The organism is Faecalicatena orotica, assembly GCF_905197545.1.
Lineage (GTDB): Bacteria > Bacillota > Clostridia > Lachnospirales > Lachnospiraceae > Faecalicatena_A > Faecalicatena_A orotica.
Map to the genome: position 1 here is coordinate 58372 of NZ_CAJJZH010000013.1, position 20615 is coordinate 78986.

The 20615-nt window shown below is 45.2% G+C and carries 19 protein-coding genes and 1 pseudogene; 12 read left to right on the top strand and 8 right to left on the bottom strand.

The window, feature by feature from the left end:
* Positions 1–11 precede the first annotated feature (11 nt).
* The 5 genes and pseudogenes from ABIN22_RS21010 to ABIN22_RS21030 all read right to left on the bottom strand — a co-directional run bounded on the left by ABIN22_RS21010 (position 12) and on the right by ABIN22_RS21030 (position 3632).
* Positions 12–1550, bottom strand: coding sequence for a HEAT repeat domain-containing protein (locus ABIN22_RS21010; RefSeq protein WP_346910994.1), 1539 nt, complete (start codon positions 1548–1550; stop codon positions 12–14).
* 98 nt (positions 1551–1648) lie between these two features.
* A pseudogene (locus ABIN22_RS21015) lies at positions 1649–2056 on the bottom strand (GNAT family N-acetyltransferase); the annotation flags it as partial.
* 14 nt (positions 2057–2070) lie between these two features.
* A complete protein-coding gene (locus tag ABIN22_RS21020; RefSeq protein WP_346910996.1) occupies positions 2071–2481 on the bottom strand; it encodes a TIGR04076 family protein in 411 nt (136 codons plus the stop codon).
* Between the two features lie 168 nt (positions 2482–2649).
* Entirely contained in the window at positions 2650–3177 is a 528-nt protein-coding gene (locus tag ABIN22_RS21025) for a GNAT family N-acetyltransferase (protein ID WP_346910998.1), read from the bottom strand.
* Between the two features lie 44 nt (positions 3178–3221).
* Entirely contained in the window at positions 3222–3632 is a 411-nt protein-coding gene (locus ABIN22_RS21030; RefSeq protein ID WP_118621757.1) for a hypothetical protein, read from the bottom strand.
* 184 nt (positions 3633–3816) lie between these two features.
* Between ABIN22_RS21030 and ABIN22_RS21035 the strand changes: the two genes are divergently transcribed.
* The 9 genes from ABIN22_RS21035 (at position 3817) to ABIN22_RS21075 (ending at position 13000) form a co-directional block, all read left to right on the top strand.
* Positions 3817–4347 carry a GNAT family N-acetyltransferase gene (locus tag ABIN22_RS21035; RefSeq protein ID WP_346911001.1) on the top strand — a complete coding sequence of 177 codons (531 nt, stop codon included), beginning with the start codon at positions 3817–3819 and terminating at the stop codon, positions 4345–4347.
* Between the two features lie 135 nt (positions 4348–4482).
* On the top strand, positions 4483–5199 hold the full coding sequence (locus ABIN22_RS21040) for a hypothetical protein (RefSeq protein WP_346911003.1): 717 nt from the start codon (positions 4483–4485) through the stop codon (positions 5197–5199).
* Between the two features lie 37 nt (positions 5200–5236).
* On the top strand, positions 5237–5992 hold the full coding sequence (locus ABIN22_RS21045; RefSeq protein WP_118621760.1) for an AAA family ATPase: 756 nt from the start codon (positions 5237–5239) through the stop codon (positions 5990–5992).
* 183 nt (positions 5993–6175) lie between these two features.
* Complete coding sequence (locus tag ABIN22_RS21050; protein ID WP_118621761.1) at positions 6176–7363, top strand: 2-hydroxyacyl-CoA dehydratase family protein; 1188 nt, start codon at positions 6176–6178, stop codon at positions 7361–7363.
* Complete coding sequence (locus tag ABIN22_RS21055; protein ID WP_109731378.1) at positions 7364–8902, top strand: 2-hydroxyacyl-CoA dehydratase family protein; 1539 nt, start codon at positions 7364–7366, stop codon at positions 8900–8902. It abuts the gene before it with no gap.
* A 17-nt stretch (positions 8903–8919) separates the two neighbouring features.
* Entirely contained in the window at positions 8920–9729 is an 810-nt protein-coding gene (locus ABIN22_RS21060) for an acyl-CoA dehydratase activase (RefSeq protein ID WP_346911005.1), read from the top strand.
* 2 nt (positions 9730–9731) lie between these two features.
* Positions 9732–9902 carry a hypothetical protein gene (locus ABIN22_RS21065; RefSeq protein ID WP_181368677.1) on the top strand — a complete coding sequence of 57 codons (171 nt, stop codon included), beginning with the start codon at positions 9732–9734 and terminating at the stop codon, positions 9900–9902.
* Positions 9903–9946: 44 nt separating this feature from the next.
* Positions 9947–12640 (top strand): FAD-dependent oxidoreductase, encoded by a 2694-nt coding sequence (locus ABIN22_RS21070; RefSeq protein WP_346911007.1) that lies wholly within the window; start codon positions 9947–9949, stop codon positions 12638–12640.
* 6 nt (positions 12641–12646) lie between these two features.
* The gene (locus ABIN22_RS21075) at positions 12647–13000 is read left to right on the top strand and encodes a hydrogenase maturation nickel metallochaperone HypA/HybF (RefSeq protein WP_346911009.1); all 354 of its coding nucleotides are present in this window, start codon (positions 12647–12649) and stop codon (positions 12998–13000) included.
* 29 nt (positions 13001–13029) lie between these two features.
* Here ABIN22_RS21075 and ABIN22_RS21080 read toward each other — a convergent pair whose 3' ends face one another.
* The gene (locus ABIN22_RS21080; RefSeq protein ID WP_109731374.1) at positions 13030–13599 is read right to left on the bottom strand and encodes a TetR/AcrR family transcriptional regulator C-terminal domain-containing protein; all 570 of its coding nucleotides are present in this window, start codon (positions 13597–13599) and stop codon (positions 13030–13032) included.
* Between the two features lie 197 nt (positions 13600–13796).
* Here ABIN22_RS21080 and ABIN22_RS21085 point away from each other — a divergent pair, with 197 nt between their 5' ends.
* Both ABIN22_RS21085 and ABIN22_RS21090 read left to right on the top strand, forming a co-directional pair.
* Complete coding sequence (locus tag ABIN22_RS21085) at positions 13797–15311, top strand: apiosidase-like domain-containing protein (protein WP_118621765.1); 1515 nt, start codon at positions 13797–13799, stop codon at positions 15309–15311.
* A gap of 47 nt (positions 15312–15358) precedes the next feature.
* A complete protein-coding gene (locus ABIN22_RS21090) occupies positions 15359–16108 on the top strand; it encodes a LytR/AlgR family response regulator transcription factor (protein WP_346911012.1) in 750 nt (249 codons plus the stop codon).
* Between the two features lie 5 nt (positions 16109–16113).
* Here the strand turns inward: ABIN22_RS21090 and ABIN22_RS21095 are convergent, their stop codons facing one another.
* Entirely contained in the window at positions 16114–18036 is a 1923-nt protein-coding gene (locus tag ABIN22_RS21095; RefSeq protein WP_346911014.1) for a GHKL domain-containing protein, read from the bottom strand.
* 201 nt (positions 18037–18237) lie between these two features.
* On the opposite strand from ABIN22_RS21095, the gene ABIN22_RS21100 reads away from it, so the two are divergent.
* Positions 18238–19482 carry an AfsR/SARP family transcriptional regulator gene (locus ABIN22_RS21100; RefSeq protein ID WP_346911016.1) on the top strand — a complete coding sequence of 415 codons (1245 nt, stop codon included), beginning with the start codon at positions 18238–18240 and terminating at the stop codon, positions 19480–19482.
* A gap of 19 nt (positions 19483–19501) precedes the next feature.
* On the opposite strand, the gene ABIN22_RS21105 is transcribed toward ABIN22_RS21100, so the two are convergent.
* Positions 19502–20509, bottom strand: coding sequence for a LacI family DNA-binding transcriptional regulator (locus ABIN22_RS21105; protein WP_109731369.1), 1008 nt, complete (start codon positions 20507–20509; stop codon positions 19502–19504).
* Between the last annotated feature and the right edge of the window lie 106 nt (positions 20510–20615).

A 20615-nucleotide genomic window follows, 5' to 3' on the forward strand; every position in this document is an offset into this window, starting at 1 on the left:
AAATCACATCATTATTTAGCCAAAAACATAATTTGTTTCTTCGCTTCGGGCTTTAGGTACTTTGCCTTTTCCTGTAGTAATTCAATAATTGTTTGTTTATCATTTTTAGAGAGAACAGCGTAGGAACGGTTATATGTAAATATCCATCTGCTGATTTGTGTTTGACATAGATTTTCTAATTTCTCACAGCCACTGCCAAGGAGCATAAGAGTATAAATCAGCGATTGCCATTTACCGCTCAAAAACAGAAGCGTGGCGCATTTTATTTTTGTGTTCTCATTTGATGAGTTATTAAGGATTTCTGATACTTTTTCAAAATCGTACTCTCTATTCAATTTGAGCAGTATCGCTGCTGTTTTGACTATGCCAGATTTATCTGCGGCCAGCATATCTGTTATATTAGCCAGATATTTTTCTGTATTTAACCGCATTAATGCCGTCATTGCGGCACGAACAACAGAAACCCTGTCATCTGCTAAATACTTCTCAATAAGTTCACAGTCTTCGGCAGATCCAACTTCCCCCAGTCCATAAATACTAATTGATGTATTTACATAAAGGTGATTCAAATAAATTTGGCGGATGTCCACCTTTGTATCACCCAGGGAAATAAGATTGCGGGAGAACGCACGAACCTGTGCATTTTTATCCATTAGCATATGTTTTGCAATATCAAATAAGTCATTGGAGTGATTATCAATTAAGTACTGTAATGCTAAGATGCGATTCGGCGGATACTTATCCTTCAGAAAGCATTTGCTTAACTCCAGTATTTCGGTGCTGTCTGCATTTGTTTTTAGTAATATCTGAAAAACCGTTTTTCGTAGAAAGGGGTCTTTTTCATGAAAAATGTAATCCATCAGGTAGTCGTTATCTATTTTATCCAGATGATTAATGATTGATATACAAAATTTTCTTGCCCTAAAATCAGTACTGTTTAACCCTCGTTTTATCAATTGGCCGTTGATCCGAAAGAGATTGACTACAACCGGCAGAATAGTATCATACCCGTACCGTGTGCTCCTACGTAATTTTTCCATAAGGGGAAGCGCATGAACAATTTCCTCTTCACTGGAATATGCCAATATCTGGGTAAACACATTAAATGCCGCCTGACGCACTTGACAAACCCAATCATTACACCTTAGAAGAATAAAGGGGAGGGCATCCTTATATTTACCCAAAGCGTAGATAGCCTGTTCTCTGATATATCCGTTTGGATGAAAAGACGCAAAAACAAAGACTGCACGTTTTTCATCCTCTGACATATGTTTTGTAACAAAGCTTTCCACGTTTAACTCCTTCCAGTTGATGCTCCATTCCATTGAAGTTGTCTGTCGCATTTGCTTATCAATTCTGTAAATATCATCAAAAGAAAGTTTACTTAAAAATTCGTATAGAAAGTTTGCGGCGGTCACTTTGTGATTATCGGAATTCTCAGCAAAAACACAAAAAATCAAAGGCAGATTATGCAGTGCACCTTCTGATGCCAGAGCAATGTAAGCATTTAAATTTGAAGAATAAAAATCAGTTTTTTTATGCAAAAACATTGTTTTAGAACCTCCCGGCTATATAAATAATTTCCGCCCGCAACTTTCATTTGGCTAAAGGCAACTGGTTTTTCATCAGCCATTTTTAATGCCTGATGTCAGCGCTGAACCACATAACGATAATGCGGCATATCTACACCCTTGTAATGCTTTGTCCATGTGCCTGCCATTGTCATCCCGTTTCTTATGGCTACGTTTTGAGATGCTATATTTGTATCTCTGATGATAGAGCAAACTTCTTCTGCTCTTAATACTTCAAACGCATACTTTTTACACGCCTTAGCCGCTTCGATGGCATACCCTTTATGCCAATATAATCTCTCGAAAAGATAACCTATTTCAAGTACCTCCTCATCCTTCCAGGGCTGCATTGTAAGCCCGCATTGCCCGATCATTTCATCGGTCTCCTTTAAAATGACTGCCCATAAACCAAATTTCCATTTTGGATAACGGGAAATTTGTCTATCGAGCCATTCTTGGACTTCCTCATCACTGAATGGTCCCTCAGTGATTCTGTCATTTATCCAGTGTAAGCATTTTCTTCAGTATTTGAAAAATTTTGTTTATCTAACCATTCTTGTTCTTTCACATTCTCTGGAATATCAATTCTTTCTATTTTAAATATGACTGGTCTTGTCCCATCATTGCAGCAAGCGATCATCATTCTTTCGTCATTTGTCCAATTATGCATAATTGAACCTCCTTGTAATGCTGTATAAACATATCTGCTTATTGCATCCCACGCTTCTCCGCAAAACTCTCCATTCATTAATTGATAAAAGTCATCTCTTTCAGGTGTTCTTTTTAATATAAAAGTATCTCCCGCTTTAAAACAAGGACAAGGACCTGATTTTGGATTAGCAAGATATTTCTTCTGATAATCCGAAAAAACTTTTGTTTCCAATACTGTTATTTTGCATTCATGTTTCATGATTTTTTTACCTCACTAAATTCATATTTATAGATTATACACAAAGATGAAAATGTCCACCTTTGTATCACCTTGGGAAATAATATTGCGGGAGAACGCACAAACCCGTACATTTTTATCCATTAGTATATGTTTTGCAATATCAAATATGTCATTGGAGTGACTATATCAATCTATATCAATCCAATATCTTTGTTCTGTTTTTCCTTCATTTTGAATTTCATTTTCCAAAATTCCACCATTGTTTTGAATGGACTTTGCAGAGCCAGTATTATTTTTGTCACATACCATCAGGACCTTATGAATACCAAGTGCTTTGCATTCTTCCAATGCTAAAGCAATCATCTTTGTGGCATATCCTTTACTTCTTTCAGATGGCCGGATTCCATCACCGATATGACCTCCAAATTGTAGTAAAGAATCATTCAAATAGTGGCGAATATTCACGGCACCAATCATAATATTTCTTTCTTCATCCAGACAAAAAAATGTGGAAGAAGGAACTTTTCCTTCTTCAGCCTTTATATAATCTAAATTTGAAATATAAGATGTAAAATCGTGGTAGTCATTTTTGAAGATTGCCATAGGAGAATGATTGGCAGATACATGGTTATTATTATAATCAATCCATTCTTCCAACATATTTACAATTAAATTTTTATATTCAGCACTTGCCTTTACTAATCTTAACGCCATAAATTATCATCCTCCACAAATATTATTTTTCCATAACTAAAAACTTAACCGGTTTTTTGAATGTCGTTTAAGCCATATTTTTGAGATACAGATAGAAAACAAAACGCAATGACCGTACCAATAACGCCATACACAGCATCGGCTATATCTGGTGTATTCATAAATCCCATAACGGTTTCACATAAAATATTAGCTATAATAATTATTATTCCTAATAAGGCGACCCTTTTAAATTTTATTCCCTGTAAAGTCCATGTAAAGCCTATAGCCAGATAAACTATCAAACTTAATGATAAATTTGAAATATGGGAATTTATTTCTTCATTGATAACAACTATGTGGCTGTCGAAGGCGCTTATCCAGCGTATAATCGTTAAAAGCGCTCCTAATAAAATTAAACTGTAATATAGAATGTTAGTTATTTTCTTTGGCTTGAACTTGTAGTTTATGTTCATGTGATTACATTTTGCCCTTTCATAAATTTTAAGTGTATAAAATTCCTTTTGTCATTGACATCATTATACCATGTAATTTTCCATTGTTCTATTTATATCAACGTTAATTGTATGGTATATTCCAAAGAAAAATATTATAATATGCTTACAGATGAAAACAGGACAGAAAAAGTAAGACGGGATTTTGAGAAAGGGGAATATCGTTATGAGCAGAAGCCACGGGGCTGGTGGAAAATTGGAGATAAGGAACATAAAAAAATTGTCAGATTCTAACGTGATTATAAATGTAGTGTCTAAAACGGTGAAAGAAGTATATCCTAGATATTATCCGGAAGAGGTGGTTACTTTTTTCCTGCTGTTCCATAGTGAAGAGAAAGTCATGAAGGATATTGCCGATGGAAATGTCTGGGTGCTGGTACATGATGGGCAGGTTATAGGGACCGGAAGCATAGAAGAAAACCATATCACCAGAGTTTATATACTTCCTGAGTATCAGGGGAATGGATATGGAACCTTTTTAATAGAGAAGCTCGAAAAAGAGATCGGAAAAAAGTATGACAGTGTGCTGGTCGATGCGTCACTGCCGGCATGCTGTTTATATGAGAAATCGGGGTATCATACAGTAAAGCATGAACGGATGGGTGTGATGAATGATGCTGTGCTTGTTTATGAAGTGATGGAGAAGAGATTGGACGGGAAAGATGCCAGAATATAAACAGGAACGAATCCCTCAAATAGTCCCAAAAAGGAACGGATCAGTGGATTCGTTCCTTTTTTGTGCATTTACCCCGTGTTAGCATGAAATTAGAAAGTAAATTCGGTAAATATGCTTAAAAGTAAGGGGGATGAGATGGAATTATACGATGAAATTATTCGAAACACGAGGGAATATTTATCGGCATACACACCTCGCTGTTATCCGTACGATGAGAAGAAGTGCTGGGAGGAGACTGCTTCGGGGGAAATGATCATGCTGCGTGATGCCGCTTTTGAACTGGGCGGAGGTAACTGTGAATCTGTCAATTACACATGTGTGACTTCTGCTTTGGATGGAGGCGGAAAAAATGAAGTGCTTCTTTATGGGCCGGAATTAAGTGAACTGAAGGGGGATGCATCGTTTGCGAGGATTGTTTTTCTTACTGCTGATCCGTCGGTTTGGGAGGGACTTAATGAGGAGGCGGCTTATCGGTTTATCCGTGATCTGGAATATGTCAGGTACCACGTCTATCCGAGGGGATATATGGTCAGAACATCGGCAAAGAGCAGCAAGGAGCAGGCAAGAGTCAGCAGGGAGGCTTTGAAAGCGGGGATTAGTTTTGAAAAGCTTGGAGCTGTATATATCAGAAAGTACCTGCAAAATCCGGGAATACAATCTGTACAGGTTCTGTTTCTGACCGGACTGTATTCGCTTGTACCGTTTCAAAAGGAGGCAGGGCAGGCGGAGGCGGTGACAGAAGCATTGAACCATATTTTAAAGGGGATGCCGATGAACTGTGGAACATGTGATTTGAAAGTAATCTGTGATGAAGTGGAGGGGATGCGTGCACTGCATCAAAAGAAGCGGTAGAACATTAGTGCGGATTAAACAGGCAAAGGAGAGCAAAATGGAAGGAAATGCAAAAGTAATAGCCGTCACAGGTAAAGGCGGCGTGGGAAAGACCTCTCTTGCGGCAGCGCTCGTGCGCAGGCTTACAGAACGGTATCCGGAGGCAAAGGTACTTGCGATTGATGCGGACCCGGCAGTGGGGCTTGCGACAGCCCTTGATGCAGAGGTTAAGGAGACACTGGATGATATCCGTCTGGAGATTACGGACGGGGTATCGGAGAAACTGAAGGAAACACAGGATATCCTATCGGAGGCGAAGTTCCGTATTCTCGATATGATGGATGAAAAAAACGGGTTTGCGTTTGTTGCAATCGGAAGGCCCGAATCGTCCGGCTGTTATTGTGCCATTAATTCTTATCTCAGGGATGTAATTTCCATGCTGGCGGGGCAGTTCGACTATGTGGTGATTGATGGGGAGGCCGGGATCGAGCAGGTGAACCGGCGCGTCATGGAACAGGTGACACACCTGCTTCTCATAACCGACCAGAGCAGGAAAGGGATGCAGGTTATCCAGACGATCAAGGAGGTTGCCGACCGGCTCGTGATGTATGAGAAGCTGGGGGTTGCGGTCAACCGGATTACACAGACCGTTATTCCAATGGAGAGCCCGTTTCCGGATGAACCATTCATACAGATTAAAAATGATGAGGCCCAGATTGTGAATGATATTCAGGGGAAAAGTGTATTCGAACTGCCGGAAGATTCCCTGCTGATGAAAGGGGCGGACGAGATTTTGGAGGCATTGAAACTGTAACGTAACTGTTCAGTACAGGACTGTGCATTTACTGCACAGTTCGTACGAAAACGTAGAACAGCCAGAAGCAAGCCCCATCGCCAAAGGCGATTTTCATGGGCTTGCGGCGTAACTGTTCATGGTCCTGAACAGTTACACTGTAACGGGGATTTACATGAACAGAAAAAGGAGGCGATCGTATTTATGAAAGATTTGAAGCATCTGTATGATTTGGAGCAATTGCTTCAGGAGTGCAACAATGATCTGGTGAAAGCGGCGTGCGAAAAGGGACAGATTGCGGTCGGGGACGTGTGCAGTATGATACCGGAAGTACTGCTGAACCTGCCCGGGTGTTTTTCCGTGCGTTTAAGGGCACCACGGACCGGATCTATAGAGATCGGGACATATTACATGACGAGTCTGCTGTGCGAGTACTGCCGGGCCCTTGTGGAACGTGCGGTGGAGGGCGGCTATAATTTTCTGGACTGTATCATTGCACCGGATGCATGTGCGGCCATGAACCGCTGTGTAGAAAACATGGAACTTTTGAAGACCTGTGAGAAGGAGAAGTTTTTCGTTACATATTCAGACGTACCGATGAAGTCGGATGAAACGGCGCTGAAGCATTATGTAAGGCAGATGAGGCTGCGTGTGCTGGAGCCGCTCCATGATGTGTATGGCATTGATGTTTCGGATGCGGCGCTTCTTGAAGCAGTGGAACAGCATAATAAAGTATGCCGTCTGATCCGTGAACTTGGAGAATTCAGGAAGGAAGAATACCCCCGTATAACGGGCTACGAGTTCTACATATTCTGTCTGGCAACTTACTGCTGTCCGAAGGATATGCTTCTCCCGATTCTGGAAGAGACTCTGGAGGAAGTACGCGAAAGAGAGCCGGATCAGGAGAAAACTTACCGGATCAGGGTTTTGCTTGCAGGATCTGAGATTGACGATCTGGATTTTATAAAACTGATTGAAGACAACGGTGCTTTGATCGTGGCAGACAGACACTGCTTCGGTTCTTTTCCGGGGCGGGATGAAATCAAGATTTGCGAGGGGGAAGACCTGCTGACCCAGATCTGCCGCCACTATATGGTGACCGGACAGTGCCCGCGTTTTATGAACACGGAAAAGGTGGAGGAGCGCAAAGATTATGCAGACCGGCTTGCGAAAGAATATCATGCGGACGGGATCATTTATGAACAAATGAAGTTCTGTGATTACTGGGGATATGAGAGGATGGCAGCGAGCCATATTATGCATGAGGAATATGGGTATCCGGTCCTTTCTATTGACAGGCCGTATGTTGTGGGGAGCTCGGGACAGCTCCGCACCAGAGTGCAGGCATTTGTGGAGAGTGTGGAAATCAAGAAGATACAAGGAGGGAGATAGATGGGCAGGAAGATCAACAGTGAAAAGCTTGGCAGCCTCTACTACGGAAAACGGACGAAGAAACGCCGTGAATGGCGAGGTGCAGCGGATACATGGTATGACTATACGCGCTGGCTGAAAAACTGGTCGGTGATGGCAAAATTTATGGCAAAACCGGCCAACTTAAAAGGCTTTTTCCGCTACCGCTGGATGGGGAACTATCTGGCTGTACCGGATTTTGTGGACCGCCATACAGAGGGACTGAGGGGCCCGCAGCTGCGTATCGCGCATCAGGAATTTGATTTTATTGTGGAACATGTCTGCGATACGATCAGTGATTTGTTCAGGGCCGACCCGAAATGCGGCAATGACGAAGAGTTTAGCAAGAAGCTTGTCGTATTCGATGAAAATATGATGTCGCAGATCATGAACGGTTTTCCAAATCTGAAAATGGTCTGCAGGGAGATTCCGATCGTCTATACCCCTTCCACGGTAGCGCAGGATGGTGTCCTTCATTATATTGATGTAGCAGAAGAGTTTGGACTGCCTTCCGATGTCTGTCCGATGCCGGCCGCGGAGCTGGGCTGTGCGATTGATGATGACTACCCGCTTGTTGGTGTGTGTGCCGTGAACTGCAATACAACCTGTGACGGCAGTCTGATGGGGAACGGTGTGGAGGCAAGAAGGTTCAATATTCCGTCGTTCCAGCTTGCCGTTCCAATCCGGCATATGCAGCAGAGCGTGCAGGAATATGGCGCGGAAGAAGTAGCAAACTGCATCCGGTTTATTGAAGAACAGACAGGTGAAACGTTCGACTGGGATCATTACTTCAAGTGTATGGAAACATTTAATGAGGAGACGAAGCTGTTCCGTGAGTGGCTGGATATTTCCAAAACGAATCATCCGCAGGTGATCGGGAATAATGTGGCGCTGTACCGGGATGCCTATTATCAGGTGGGAGGCGGCCGTGATCCCCGTTTCCTTGAGAATGACCAAAAGATCACGCAGCTGGCGTATAAAGGATATGAGAAGAAGGTTCCCTGTGTGTCCGAGGTTCGTCACCGTGCGGTGTTGTGGGGCGTTCAGGCACAGTACTATACGGCATTTCCGATCTGGCTGCAGAACTGCTGGGGCATCCTTCCGCTGATCGACATGCTGAGCCTGACCTCTACAGAGCTGTACAGCACCACGGATAAACAACAGGCCCTGTATGACATGGCAGACCTGTACATGAAGATGAATATGAGAAACCGCTCCAACGGTGGATATGAAGTCGGTGTGGATGATCTGTGGCGGTTTTGTGAGGAATTTCATGCAGACATGGTCATTATGTATGAACATATCGGGTGTAAGGCAATGGCAGGTTACCACGGAATCTTCGAGGAGCAGGCGAAAGAGCGCGGGCTGCACCTGATCTGGGTGACACACGGCCTGATGGACCCGAGAAAAGCGGGACGCAAGGATATGCGTGACGAGGTGAACCGTTATATGAGGACGGTGCTGAGAGAGGAGCCGCTGGATGAGTCTCTGGAAGAGTTTCAAGATGAAAACAACTGGTAGAGAGGAGCTGACAGGTGATGAAAAAATATTTTGGCGGTTGTGATGTTGGTTCAACCTATACAAAGTGTGTCATATTGGATGAAGACGGAAATATGGCTGCCCATACGACGATGAAAAGTAAAATGAATTCAGAAAAAAGTGCGCGCTCGGCAATGGAGGAGACTCTCGCACAGGTGCCGGGGCTCGATTCCCCGGAGGATCTGGCCTACCTGATCGGAACCGGATATGGGAGAAATAAAGTGCCCTTTGCACAGGAAAATATCAGTGAGATCAGCTGTCATGCTATGGGTGTGCATATGACGGACCCGAAAGTCAGGGCTATCATCGATATCGGCGGGCAGGACATCAAAGGAATCGCAATTGATACAGACGGAACAGTAAAGAATTTTGCCATGAATGATAAGTGTGCGGCCGGTACCGGGCGTTTTTATGAGACAATGGCAAATGCATTCGAGATGTCACTTCCGGACTTTTCGAAACTGTCCCTGACAGCCAAAAATGTGATTCCGATTACGGCCCAGTGTACCGTATTTGCAGAGAGCGAGGTCATTACACTGGTGGGAGAAGGAAAACCCATGAATGAGATTGCAGCCGGAATCCAGCGTTCTGTTGCAAAGCGATGCTTCATTATGGCAAAGAAAGCCGGAGCCACAGACAGCGTGACACTGACTGGGGGCTGTGCAAAAAATGACGGTCTGAAGAAGGCGATTGAGCAGGTTCTGAAACTAAAAGTAGTAGATCTAAAGACAGACCCGCAGCTGATGGGGGCACTCGGGGCGGCTGAGTATGCAAGGCAGAAAGGTCTGGCAAAAGGGAAAGGAAGATGACGATGAAGAAGAGAGTCTGTAAAATATTGAAAACGGTAGTTGTTGTTTTTGCAGTGCTGTTTGGGCTCAGCCTGATTGTATACTATTTTAATCTGGACATGAAACTGGCGGCCGGGATGCAGAAGATCATGGATAAAGTGTATGACAGCAGGAAGAGGGACCGCCGCCTGTAGGTATGCCGGGGAATGGAATATTTCAAAACGAAAGGAGTTAAGTTATGAGACCGTTGATTATGAAACTGGCCACGAAGATAAGTGTCGAAGCCAAATCGTATACGGGAATCACGGTTCATGATCCGGAATACAGGATACTGGAACCGGTGGTGACGGACGAGATGGCGGAGGTGGCGCTTGCGGCGAAGGTGCGTAAGAATATGACCGTAGATGAGATTGCCTCACGCTGTAAAAAACCGCTGGAGGAGACGAAAAAGCTTTTATGGGATCTGGCCGTGACAGGTGTGATGCGTGTACACCATGCAGACGGGACGGACTACTACATGCTGCCGATCTGGGTTCCGGGAATCATGGAGATGATGGTTGCGAACAAAGAGCAGGCAGAGAAATATCCGGTGATGGCAGAGTGTTTCGAGGAATATACCCGCAGACGGACCAAACTGCTCGGACCAAATGTTCCGGTTGGAAAAGGACTGATGCGTGTCATACCCGTCGAGGAGGCAATCAATGGAGACAGCCATGCTGCAGATTACGAGGAAGTATCGTCCTACATAGAAAAAGCCTGGCGGCTGTGCGTGTCTGACTGTACATGCCGGCGCTCCAGAAGGCTGATGGGCGAGGGCTGCGGCCATCTGGAGCAGGATATGTGCATCCAGCTGGACGAGGGCGCCGATTATTTTATACGCACCGGTGTAGGGCGTGAAATTACGAAAGAGGAAGCCTATGAGATCTTGAAGCGTGCAGAAGAGAACGGGCTGGTGCATGAGATACAGAACCTGGACGGTGAGGGGAAGACGGTGGCCATCTGCAACTGCTGCACCTGTTCCTGTTTTTCCCTGCGTGTTGGAAAGTATTATATGTCACCAGATTTCAACAGATCTAACTATGTTTCCAAGATAGATGTGGATAAGTGTACAGCCTGCGGCCAGTGTGTGGAAAACTGTCAGGTGAATGCACTCCATCTGGGGAGAAAACTGTGTGCGAAGACCCCGATCCCGGAAAAAGAAACCGAGACGCCGCACGACCATGTGTGGATGCTGAACAAGAAACGATGGAACCCGGAGTTCCGTTTTAACAGGAATGAGATTGACGAAAATGGAACCGCCCCCTGTAAAACCAATTGCCCGGCTCATATTGCCGTACAGGGTTATATCAAGCTTGCCGCGCAGGGAAAATATATGGAGGCACTTGAGCTGATTAAGAAAAACAATCCATTCCCGGCGGTCTGCGGACATATCTGCAACAGACGCTGTGAAGATGCCTGTTCCCGTGCAGATGTGGATGAACCGGTAGCCATCGATGAGATTAAGAAGTTTATTGCAGAGCAGGAACTGAAGGCAGAGACACGCTTCATTCCAAAGATGCTGAATCCGCAGGGAGAAAAATACGGGAAAAAAATCGCCGTTATCGGCGGGGGCCCTGCAGGGATGAGCTGTGCGTATTATCTTCAGATACGCGGATATGATGTCACCGTATTCGAGAAAAATGACCGGCCCGGCGGTATGCTGACAATGGGGATTCCCACGTTTCGTCTGGAGAAGGATGTGGTGGATGCAGAGATCGAAGTTCTGCGTGAGATCGGCGTTACATTCCGGACTGGAATTGAGGTCGGCAGGGATGTGACCATTAGAGAACTGCGGCAGCAGGGATATGAGGCGTTTTATCTGGCAATCGGCGCCCAGGGAGGAAGAAAACTGGAGGTAGAGGGCGAAGGAGCCCGGGGCGTGCTGTCCGGTGTTACATTCCTAAGAAATATCAGTCAGGATGAATCAACAAAGCTGGAAGGCAGGACGGTTGTTGTCGGCGGGGGAAATGTTGCCATTGACGTGGCACGTACGGCGGTCCGGGCCGGAAGCAGTGAAGTGGCCCTGTATTGTCTGGAGAGTGCGGACGAAATGCCCGCACAGAAGGAAGAGCAGGAAGAAGCAAAGGCAGAAGGAATCTCATTAAACTGTGGCTGGGGACCAAAACGGATACTGACAAAGGATGGAAAAGTGACAGGGATAGAATTCAAGCGCTGCACAGCCGTGTTTGATGAAAACCACCGTTTCAGCCCACAGTATGATGAACATGATACAGTTACGATAGAATGTGAGAATATTCTTGTTTCCATCGGACAGTCCATCCAGTGGGGGACCATGCTGGACGGAACCCGGGTCAGGCTGAACAGGAATCAGACAGTGATGGCAGACGAGAGGACTTATCAGACAGGGGAGCCGGATATCTTTGCCGGAGGTGATGCATACACAGGACCAAAGTTTGCCATCGATGCTATTGCGGCAGGAAAAGAAGCGGCCGAATCTATCCATCGGTACGTACAGCCGGGACAGAGTCTGACCATCGGGCGTCCGACGGGCAAATACCATGAATTAGACAAAGAAAATGTGGAATGGGACAGCTTTGACCATGCACGGAGGGAAAGACCATGTGCCCCGGACCCGGAACAGGCAAAGCATACGATGAGAGACCTGCGAGGAACATTTACCGAGGAGCAGGTGAAAAAAGAGACAGAGCGCTGCCTTGGCTGCGGGGCAACCGTGGTAGATCAGAATATCTGCGTAGGATGCGGCATCTGCACGACAAAGTGCAGGTTTGATGCGATTCATCTGGAGCGCAGATATGACGGGCATGAAGTTCCGTATGAGAAACTGATTGTCGGACACATGGCACCCACACTTGTAAAGAGAGGGGCAAAGATTGCAGCAAGACAGGCAAAAGAACTGGTGAAACGCAGGTGATTAATCATGCATGAACTTGGAATTGTACTTAGTATTGCAGATAAAGTGATGGAGGTTGCACAGGCAAACCAGCTGACAGAGATCAAAGCCATCACCATGCAGATCGGGGAAATCAGTTCTGTGATCCCGGAGTATCTGGAGAAATGTTTTCCGGCGGCAGCAGAGAGAAATCCTCTGTTTGAGAATACAGAATTGAAGATCGAAATCCTTCCGGCAAGATACCTGTGCCATGTCTGCGGAGAATCCTTCAGCCTTGGGGAATTTGAGGAGGCGAAAGGATGCCCCTCCTGTAAAGAAAATCAGTTGCTGGAACTGCTGACCGGGAGGGAGTGTTTTATAAAAAATATTGAAGTGTGGTAGATGTGACTAAAAAATACCGCCTCTGGAGTTTATATCCAGGGGCGGCTGTTGTTTATATCAACCCATGTATCTCTCAGGTATTCCGGCATTGCCTCATAAAAGATCTCAGCCATGTCCCCGGGCGTCAATGCATCCATATCGTTAAGCCATTCCTGAAGAATCCCCACACAGCCGTGGCAGTAGTGGCTGATGGAATAGCGGTCGCGGACCGAGAGCTCACTTTTCCCTGTAGTAGTCAGGTAACAGTTTGCAACGATTCCAAAGGAATACGAATATAAGAACCCGGAGTGTGCATTCTGGCCCGATGAGCGGAATGCCCGGCGGTAATAACGGGAATCTTCCGAAATCCCCCTGAACATGTGAAACAGGAACTCTTTCCAGCTGTGACAGACCCTCTGTCCGATCAGGCGCTCGGCAAGTGCCATTGAATTGAAATTTAATACATCATACTTATCATGAAAATGCCGGTAGAACGTGGACTTGGAGACACCACTCTGCCGGATAATCATTTCTACCGTGATTTTTTCGAACGGTGTGTGATCCAGCAATTCATTAAAAGCATTGAAAATACGCTGTTTGGTGTATGAGCTGTGATTCATGGCGGCCCTCCTCTTTCCTGTATCGGATTACATTCTAATTATAAGCGAAACTTTTTGATCTGTAAATAAATGAAGGAAAGATGCGATTAAGTATAAATTCAGTGAAAAGCACTTAACTACAAATTGAGGTTAAGTGAAAAAGACATTATACTACTTAATAGAGCTTATATTTATAGCAAAAGACGGAGGAAATATGTATGAAGTGTTATGAAATGTTTGAACTTAAGTTCAGCGGGCCTGCACCGGAAGGGTCCCGGGCGGAGGCAGATGTTGCCGCTGTTTTTCGGTGCGGTGATGATGAAAAAACGGTAAAAGGGTTCTATGATGGTGACGGGATTTATAAAGTGCGTTTCCTGCCACAGCAGACAGGAACTTACAGTTGGAAAGTGGAGGGGGTTGTACAGGCGGAAGGTACAGAGGAATGTACGGCATCGGACAAAAGCCACGGTATGGTTCAGGCAGTGGGGACTCATTTTGAGTATGAAGACGGAACGAAGTACCTTCCTTTTGGCACCACCATTTATGCACTGGCACACCAGACGGAAGATATCATTACACAGACGCTGGAGTCACTGGAAAAGGCTCCGTTTAACAAAGTAAGGCATTGTATTTTTCCGAAGCATTATGACTACAACCACAACGATCCCGAATTTTATCCGTTTGAGAAAGACGCAGAGGGGAATTGGGATGTCCACCACCCGTGTCTTGCCTACTGGAAACATTTTGAGGAAATTGTTACGAGAATGGGAGAGATGGGGATTGAGACAGACCTGATTCTTTTTCACGCATATGACCGGTGGGGCTTTGCCTTCCTGAATATGGAAGAATGCAGGGTATATCTTGATTACGTCATGCGCAGGCTTGCGGCTTACCCGTACATATGGTGGAGTATGGCAAACGAGTATGATATTATGTTCAACCATACGATAGAAGACTGGTATGAGATAGAACGTATTATCACCGAAGAGGACCCTTACCACCATCTGTTAAGCAACCATAACTGTATGAAGCTTTATGACTTTTCCAGACCGGCAGTGACACACTGCTGTGTACAGACAATTGCGATGTATAAGGCTGACGAATGGCAGAAGCGCTTCCGGAAACCTGTCGTTTTTGATGAGTGCTGCTACGAAGGTGATTTACAGCATGAATGGGGCAATATTTCCGGCTTTGAGATGGTGAACCGCTTCTGGTGTGCCTGTGCGAAAGGAGCATATGTAACCCACGGCGAGACTTTTTTAGACGATCAGGATGTATTGTGGTGGGCGAAAGGCGGAAAGCTGAAAGGAGAAAGTCCAAAGAGGATTGCATTCTTAAAAGATCTGATGTATGGCCTTCCAGCCTGCATGACTCCGTGGGATGAACCGTTCTGGGAAGACTTTGAAAATGCTACGGAAGAAAAGACCGGCAGCATGGAGGATAATCCATTTTTCAAACTGATGGGTTCTCTGGATGGAGAAAACAGAGAGATTATTCAGATGAAAAATGCGCAGTACAGCGGGTGCTGCGGGGAGGAAGTATTCCTCAAGTATTATGCGAGACAGTGTGCGAGGGTATCTTCCATCCACCTGCCAAAGGATAAGAAGTACCGGATCGAGGTGATCGACGTCTGGGATATGACGAGGGAGACACTAATTGAAGAGGCAAGCGGGACCACACAGCTTCAACTGCCCGGGAAAGAGGGGATTGCAGTTTTAGCGGTCCGGAGATAAAAATTTACCAAATCTCTGGTTGGAAAGAGCGGACAAGAAATGCTATAATGAAGAAACAAAAGTCGATACGAGGTATGCAGATGGAAGAACCAATCTTTAATATAGCTGTTTGTGATGATGAACTGCCGGACAGAGATACTATTGCAGATATGACAAAAGAGGTCTGTGATTTAGATCAGATAAATGCGCAAATATCCTGTTTTGGAAATGCGGAAGAACTTTTAAAAACAATGCAGGAGGGGAAGCAGTACCACATGCTTCTGCTTGATGTTATGATGCCCGGACAGGACGGCATGGAACTTGCCCGTTATCTCAGGGAAGATAAACGCAAGATTCCCATTGTGTTTATTTCCAGTAACCGGGAGATGGCCCTGCGTGGATATGAAGTGGCTGCTGCCCGTTATCTGGCAAAGCCTGTCGATAAAGAACGTCTCAGGGAAGCGGTGGCATTTTGCTATGAACAGGGGAGCGATAATGAAGAAATGCTTGTTCCTTTCAATGGTGGAGTGAGGAAAGTTGCGCCCAAGGAGATATATTACATTGAGATTAAAGGCAGGAAGTCCCGGATTACACAGGAAAAAGAGGAATGGGATACGCCGATTACTATGGAAAAACTGGAAATGATGCTTACCGGCCACAAATTCATCCGGTGCCATCAGAGTTTTCTGGTGAACTGCCGCTATGTCAGGATACTTTGCACCTCCCATCTCGAGCTTGTAGATGGAAGGTGCATACCTGTCAGCAAGCACCGCATAAAAAAAGTGCGGGAGATTTTTTTCCAATATATGGAGCATTAAGCGTATTAGGCCAGAGGGATGACTATAGAAACTTTGTAGTGGCTTTCATCCTGCTCCACGGACACCATTTCACCCCAGCGTTCCATAATCTGCTGTATAATTTTCAATCCATACCCATGTGTGTGCATGGGTATTTTTTTATAATCTGATGTTTTTACACACAGAGAGTTTTCACAGGAAAATACAAAATGCTGTTCTTTACAGTGAAAATCCAGCTTGATATATGGATTTGTAATACCCGGAACCGATGCGGCACTGATGGCATTGTCAAGGATGTTCATCATAAGGCAGCATAGTTCCGTATCTGCAAGGGGAAGTTTTTCCGGTGCATCGGAACGTACAATTTCTACGGAAATGTCTTTGCTGGCAGCGGTACTGAGTTTTCCGTTAATGATAATATCCAGCACGGGGTTTCCACTCGCCACTACGGGACGCACATTCTGTACCTGTTCAACTAATTCATCCAGATAATCGTTTATTCTTTCCGGCGTTTCCTTTGCCATTGAGCGGAGCATTTCATAATGTCTGGACATATCATGCCGGAGCATCATCATTTCTTCAGACTGGCGGCGCAGGTTTTCATAGCTTTCCAGCGCGAGTTCATTTCTGGCGGAAAGAATAGCCGTTTCTGACCTTCGGACCGTTTCCTTCTCCAGAATTTCTGTAATCATAGCAAAAAGACTGCAGATCAGGCATAGATACCAGACTAATTTTAAAGAAAAAATGGGTTCCAGCCGGGAAAAATCTCCTGCAAGCCGTGATAATACCTTATTAATATAATCAGGCTGAACCGGAATACTGATTAGTATAAAAACTATGTATCCGGAAATAACCGCCAGGGCAGCATGGGAAAATCGCCGGAAAAATGTATTGCCCCTGTGCCAGAGGTAAAAGGAACAAATAAGCAGTACCGTCATAGCCAGCAGACCAGAAGTTTGTGGGAAAAGCACAAAGAACAGATAAGTGTCTCCATAGGGCAGAACCCTTCCGGTTTGGACAATGACGCTGAAAATGGCACTCGCCCACTGAAAAGCGGTTATAATGACAAACAATGGACGCAGACGTCCTGCATAGAATGTAAGAAAAGCAAGCAGGGCACCTATGGCCAGATAGAAGGACAGCCTTGACAGGTCGATGGGGACTTCCCCCAGATATTGAATGACAAAATCTGCCTGTATCAGTACGCTGCACATAAGGAAAAATATAGTAAGTGTAAGGACCGGCAGTGAGGGCAGGAAGGTTCCCAGAGAAGCATACCATACAAATGCGGCCAGCAGAAACAACTCCAGAGCGAACAGGAGCACGGCAGGAATCATGGTTTTTGCGGAAGAAGCAATCAGTCCGCTTTCATAAGAATATCCGCAGTATAAAGTAACATCACAGGGATAAACGGTTTCGCTATCAGCCTGCTTTTCGGATAAAGAGCTGCTCGACTGCGCAATGGTAAGTGTGCGTCCAACATAATCCAGAGGCAGTGACACAGTTACCGGTTCCGCCCGGTCATACTCCAGCATAGGCAGCTTAAGGCAGCCAATCCGGTTATCCAGCTCCGGGCAGTCTGTATAAACAAGAGTATCATCCAGAAAGACACTGATGGTCCGGTTGACGACACCAATCTGGAGGGCAGGGCTATCGAGATCTTCTGTCAGTTCACGGGAAAAATAAAACGTCTGTCCGCCATAATCAAGTCCTGTATAACCTCCGATACCATCGGACGTCAATTCTTTCCGATCCTCTCCGTTCTGGATATAAACGGTCCAGTCCTTCGCACCTTCTGACATTCCATCCTGCCCGTCTTCCGTAAAAAAGGAAAAGTCATAAGATACATCTTCCATTGGCCATGTATAATAAAAGACCGCCAGTACAGACGGGACACATAAAACCAAAGATAAAAACAATGCAATTATTAATTTTTGTAATTGCTTCATCTGAAAGCCTCCCTCATATCATGCTGGGTTTAGTGTAACAGGATTTTTTAAAGAATGTCAATGGAGGCGAAAAGAATTGACTGACCAGTTTTGTCATTTTTTCGCCCTGCTTTGCAGATTCGGTGGAAAGTGACTTCTGATTGCATTAAAATTATAAAATATGCAAAGAAATATTGACATGCAGATAGATAGGAGAGGTGCATGATGGAGAATAGATTACCGGTAATGAATGTACATATGTTTGGGGAATTTACGTTGGAATACGGCGGCAGGCGGATTACTTTCGGGCAGGCTTCAGACAGCTGGGTCGTGAAGCTGCTTCAGATACTGCTTTTCTGTGGTGCTAAAGGGATTTCACGGGTGAAATTGCTGGAAGATATGTATGATCGGGATGAACTGGAGGATGTGTCCGGCGATCTCGAGGCGGTATGCCGGCGTTTGAATGAGATGCTGGTGAAAGCCGGGCTTCCTGAATATGAGTATATTAAGATAGAAAATGGGGCTTACCAATGGCAGTCCCCAATGGAAGTCCGGACAGATACACAGGAATTTTCTGACTGGATGGAACAGGCGTACCAGGAGGACACCCCTGCAAGGATAGAACTCCTGCGAAAGGCCTGTGAAATCTACAGGGGGGAATTCCTTCCAGGAGGTTCCTCAGGAGCGTGGGTTCTGGTGGAATCTGTAAAATACAAAAAACAATATACCCGCGCCCTGAAAGAAGTATGCGATTACCTGATGAAACGTCAGGAATATGAGGCAGCCCTTAACCTGTGTACTGCAGCCAGTGAGATATACCCGCTGGATGAGTGGCAGGTGAGACAAATTGACTGCCTTATGGCCCTAAACCGTTACAAGGAGGCCATGCAGATCTATGAGGAAACAACGAAGCGAGTGTTCGAAAAGCTTGGAACCAGTCCATCCGACAGGCTGACGAGCCGATACAGGGAGATGAGCAGCATGATGGGGCTCAAGACCCGGAATATCGGGGACATCAAATGCGGTCTGGATGGTGATTACGAAGAAGGCGCACTTTACTGTACTTTTTTCGGCTTTAAGAATAACTACAGGCTCGTGAGACGAATGATTGAGCGTAACGGACAGTCGGTCTACCTGATGCTCTGCACCATTACGGACGGAACGGACAGACTAACGGAGGATAAAGAGCGTTTGGAGGCCATGTCGGATGAACTATACGATTCCATTAAATTTTCTCTGAGAAGAGTTGACTTTTTTACAAAATGCAGCCCCACCCAGTATCTAATCCTGTTGGTGGGAACCAATCAGGAAAATACACAGATGATATACGAACGGATCTTGCGCCGGTTCAGCAAAAAGCACAAGTCATGGAAAGAGTATCTGGATTTTTATGTTTCTACTATCGACGATGTAGAAAGAGATAATTCCCGGATCAGTTTTCGGGGAGACAGCTTCCTGTGGGATTAATCCAATCCTCCTTTTTATATTATACAGAACTTCGTTCTATCAGCTGTGTGGCAATTTCGATCTTGACAGGCTTGGCTCCCTTTTCATTCAGGATGGTGACCAGCCGGCGTGCCGCCATCTCCCCCATATACTGCTTGGGCACGTGGATGGTCGTAAGAGATGGCTCCACGATCCTGCTTAAGGGGATGTTGTCAAATCCTACGATAGAAATATCGCCGGGGATCGAATAGCCATACTCTTTAAAAGCTTTCATCGCTCCTACGGCAATGAGGTCATTGTCTGCAAAATAGCAGGGGGCCAGTTCTTCCTTGTTTTCGAGTATTTCCTTCATATCTGCATAGGCACCGTCAATGGAAGGCGTGAGCATATGTACGATACTCTTTGAAGAGGCCATGCCATAGGATCGGACCGCCTTGAAAAATCCGGAGTTTCTCTCCGCAAAATTTCCGATTGGATAAGAGGACCTTAAATATCCCGGCTGTTTCTTTGTCTTTTTAATCAGATGCCTTGCAGCCAGATAAGCGCCCTGTACATTATTGATCAGTACATAATTACAGTCGACAGTTTCAAAATAGGTATCTAAAAGTACAAAAGGCACCGGCAGTTTTTGAAAAATAGCCAGGTCCTCCGGAGCCATTTCTGTCCCGAGGAGTACGATCCCGACGCAGTCGGAATACTGGATTTCTTCCAGCTGCTCTTCCACATCTCCTTCATCTCCGTAAATATAACTGATTTTCACTTTATATCCCGCTTCTTTGCATCCGAGTACGATTCCGTCGGAAAGTTCGGAGAAGAACGGGGTATCGGCAACGACGGCCCCATGTTTCTTATATAATACAAAATAAATATTTCCGGTGACATTGTGTTTTTCTGATATACGGGAAAAATCATAACCATATTCAACCGCGGCGTCCATAACCATTTTGCGGGTTGCCGTGCTGACACCCGGCTTATTGTTCAGTGCCATTGAGACGGCAGCTGCGGACAGATTCAGTTTTCCGGCAAGTTCTTTTGCTGTAATTGTCATAAGAATATCCTTCCTTTTTTCCAAATCAAATGCTGTAACTTCATTATGAACTCTTTCCTTAATTATTTCAATGCTTAAGTTAATAATTAAGTTAATTATGCTGAAT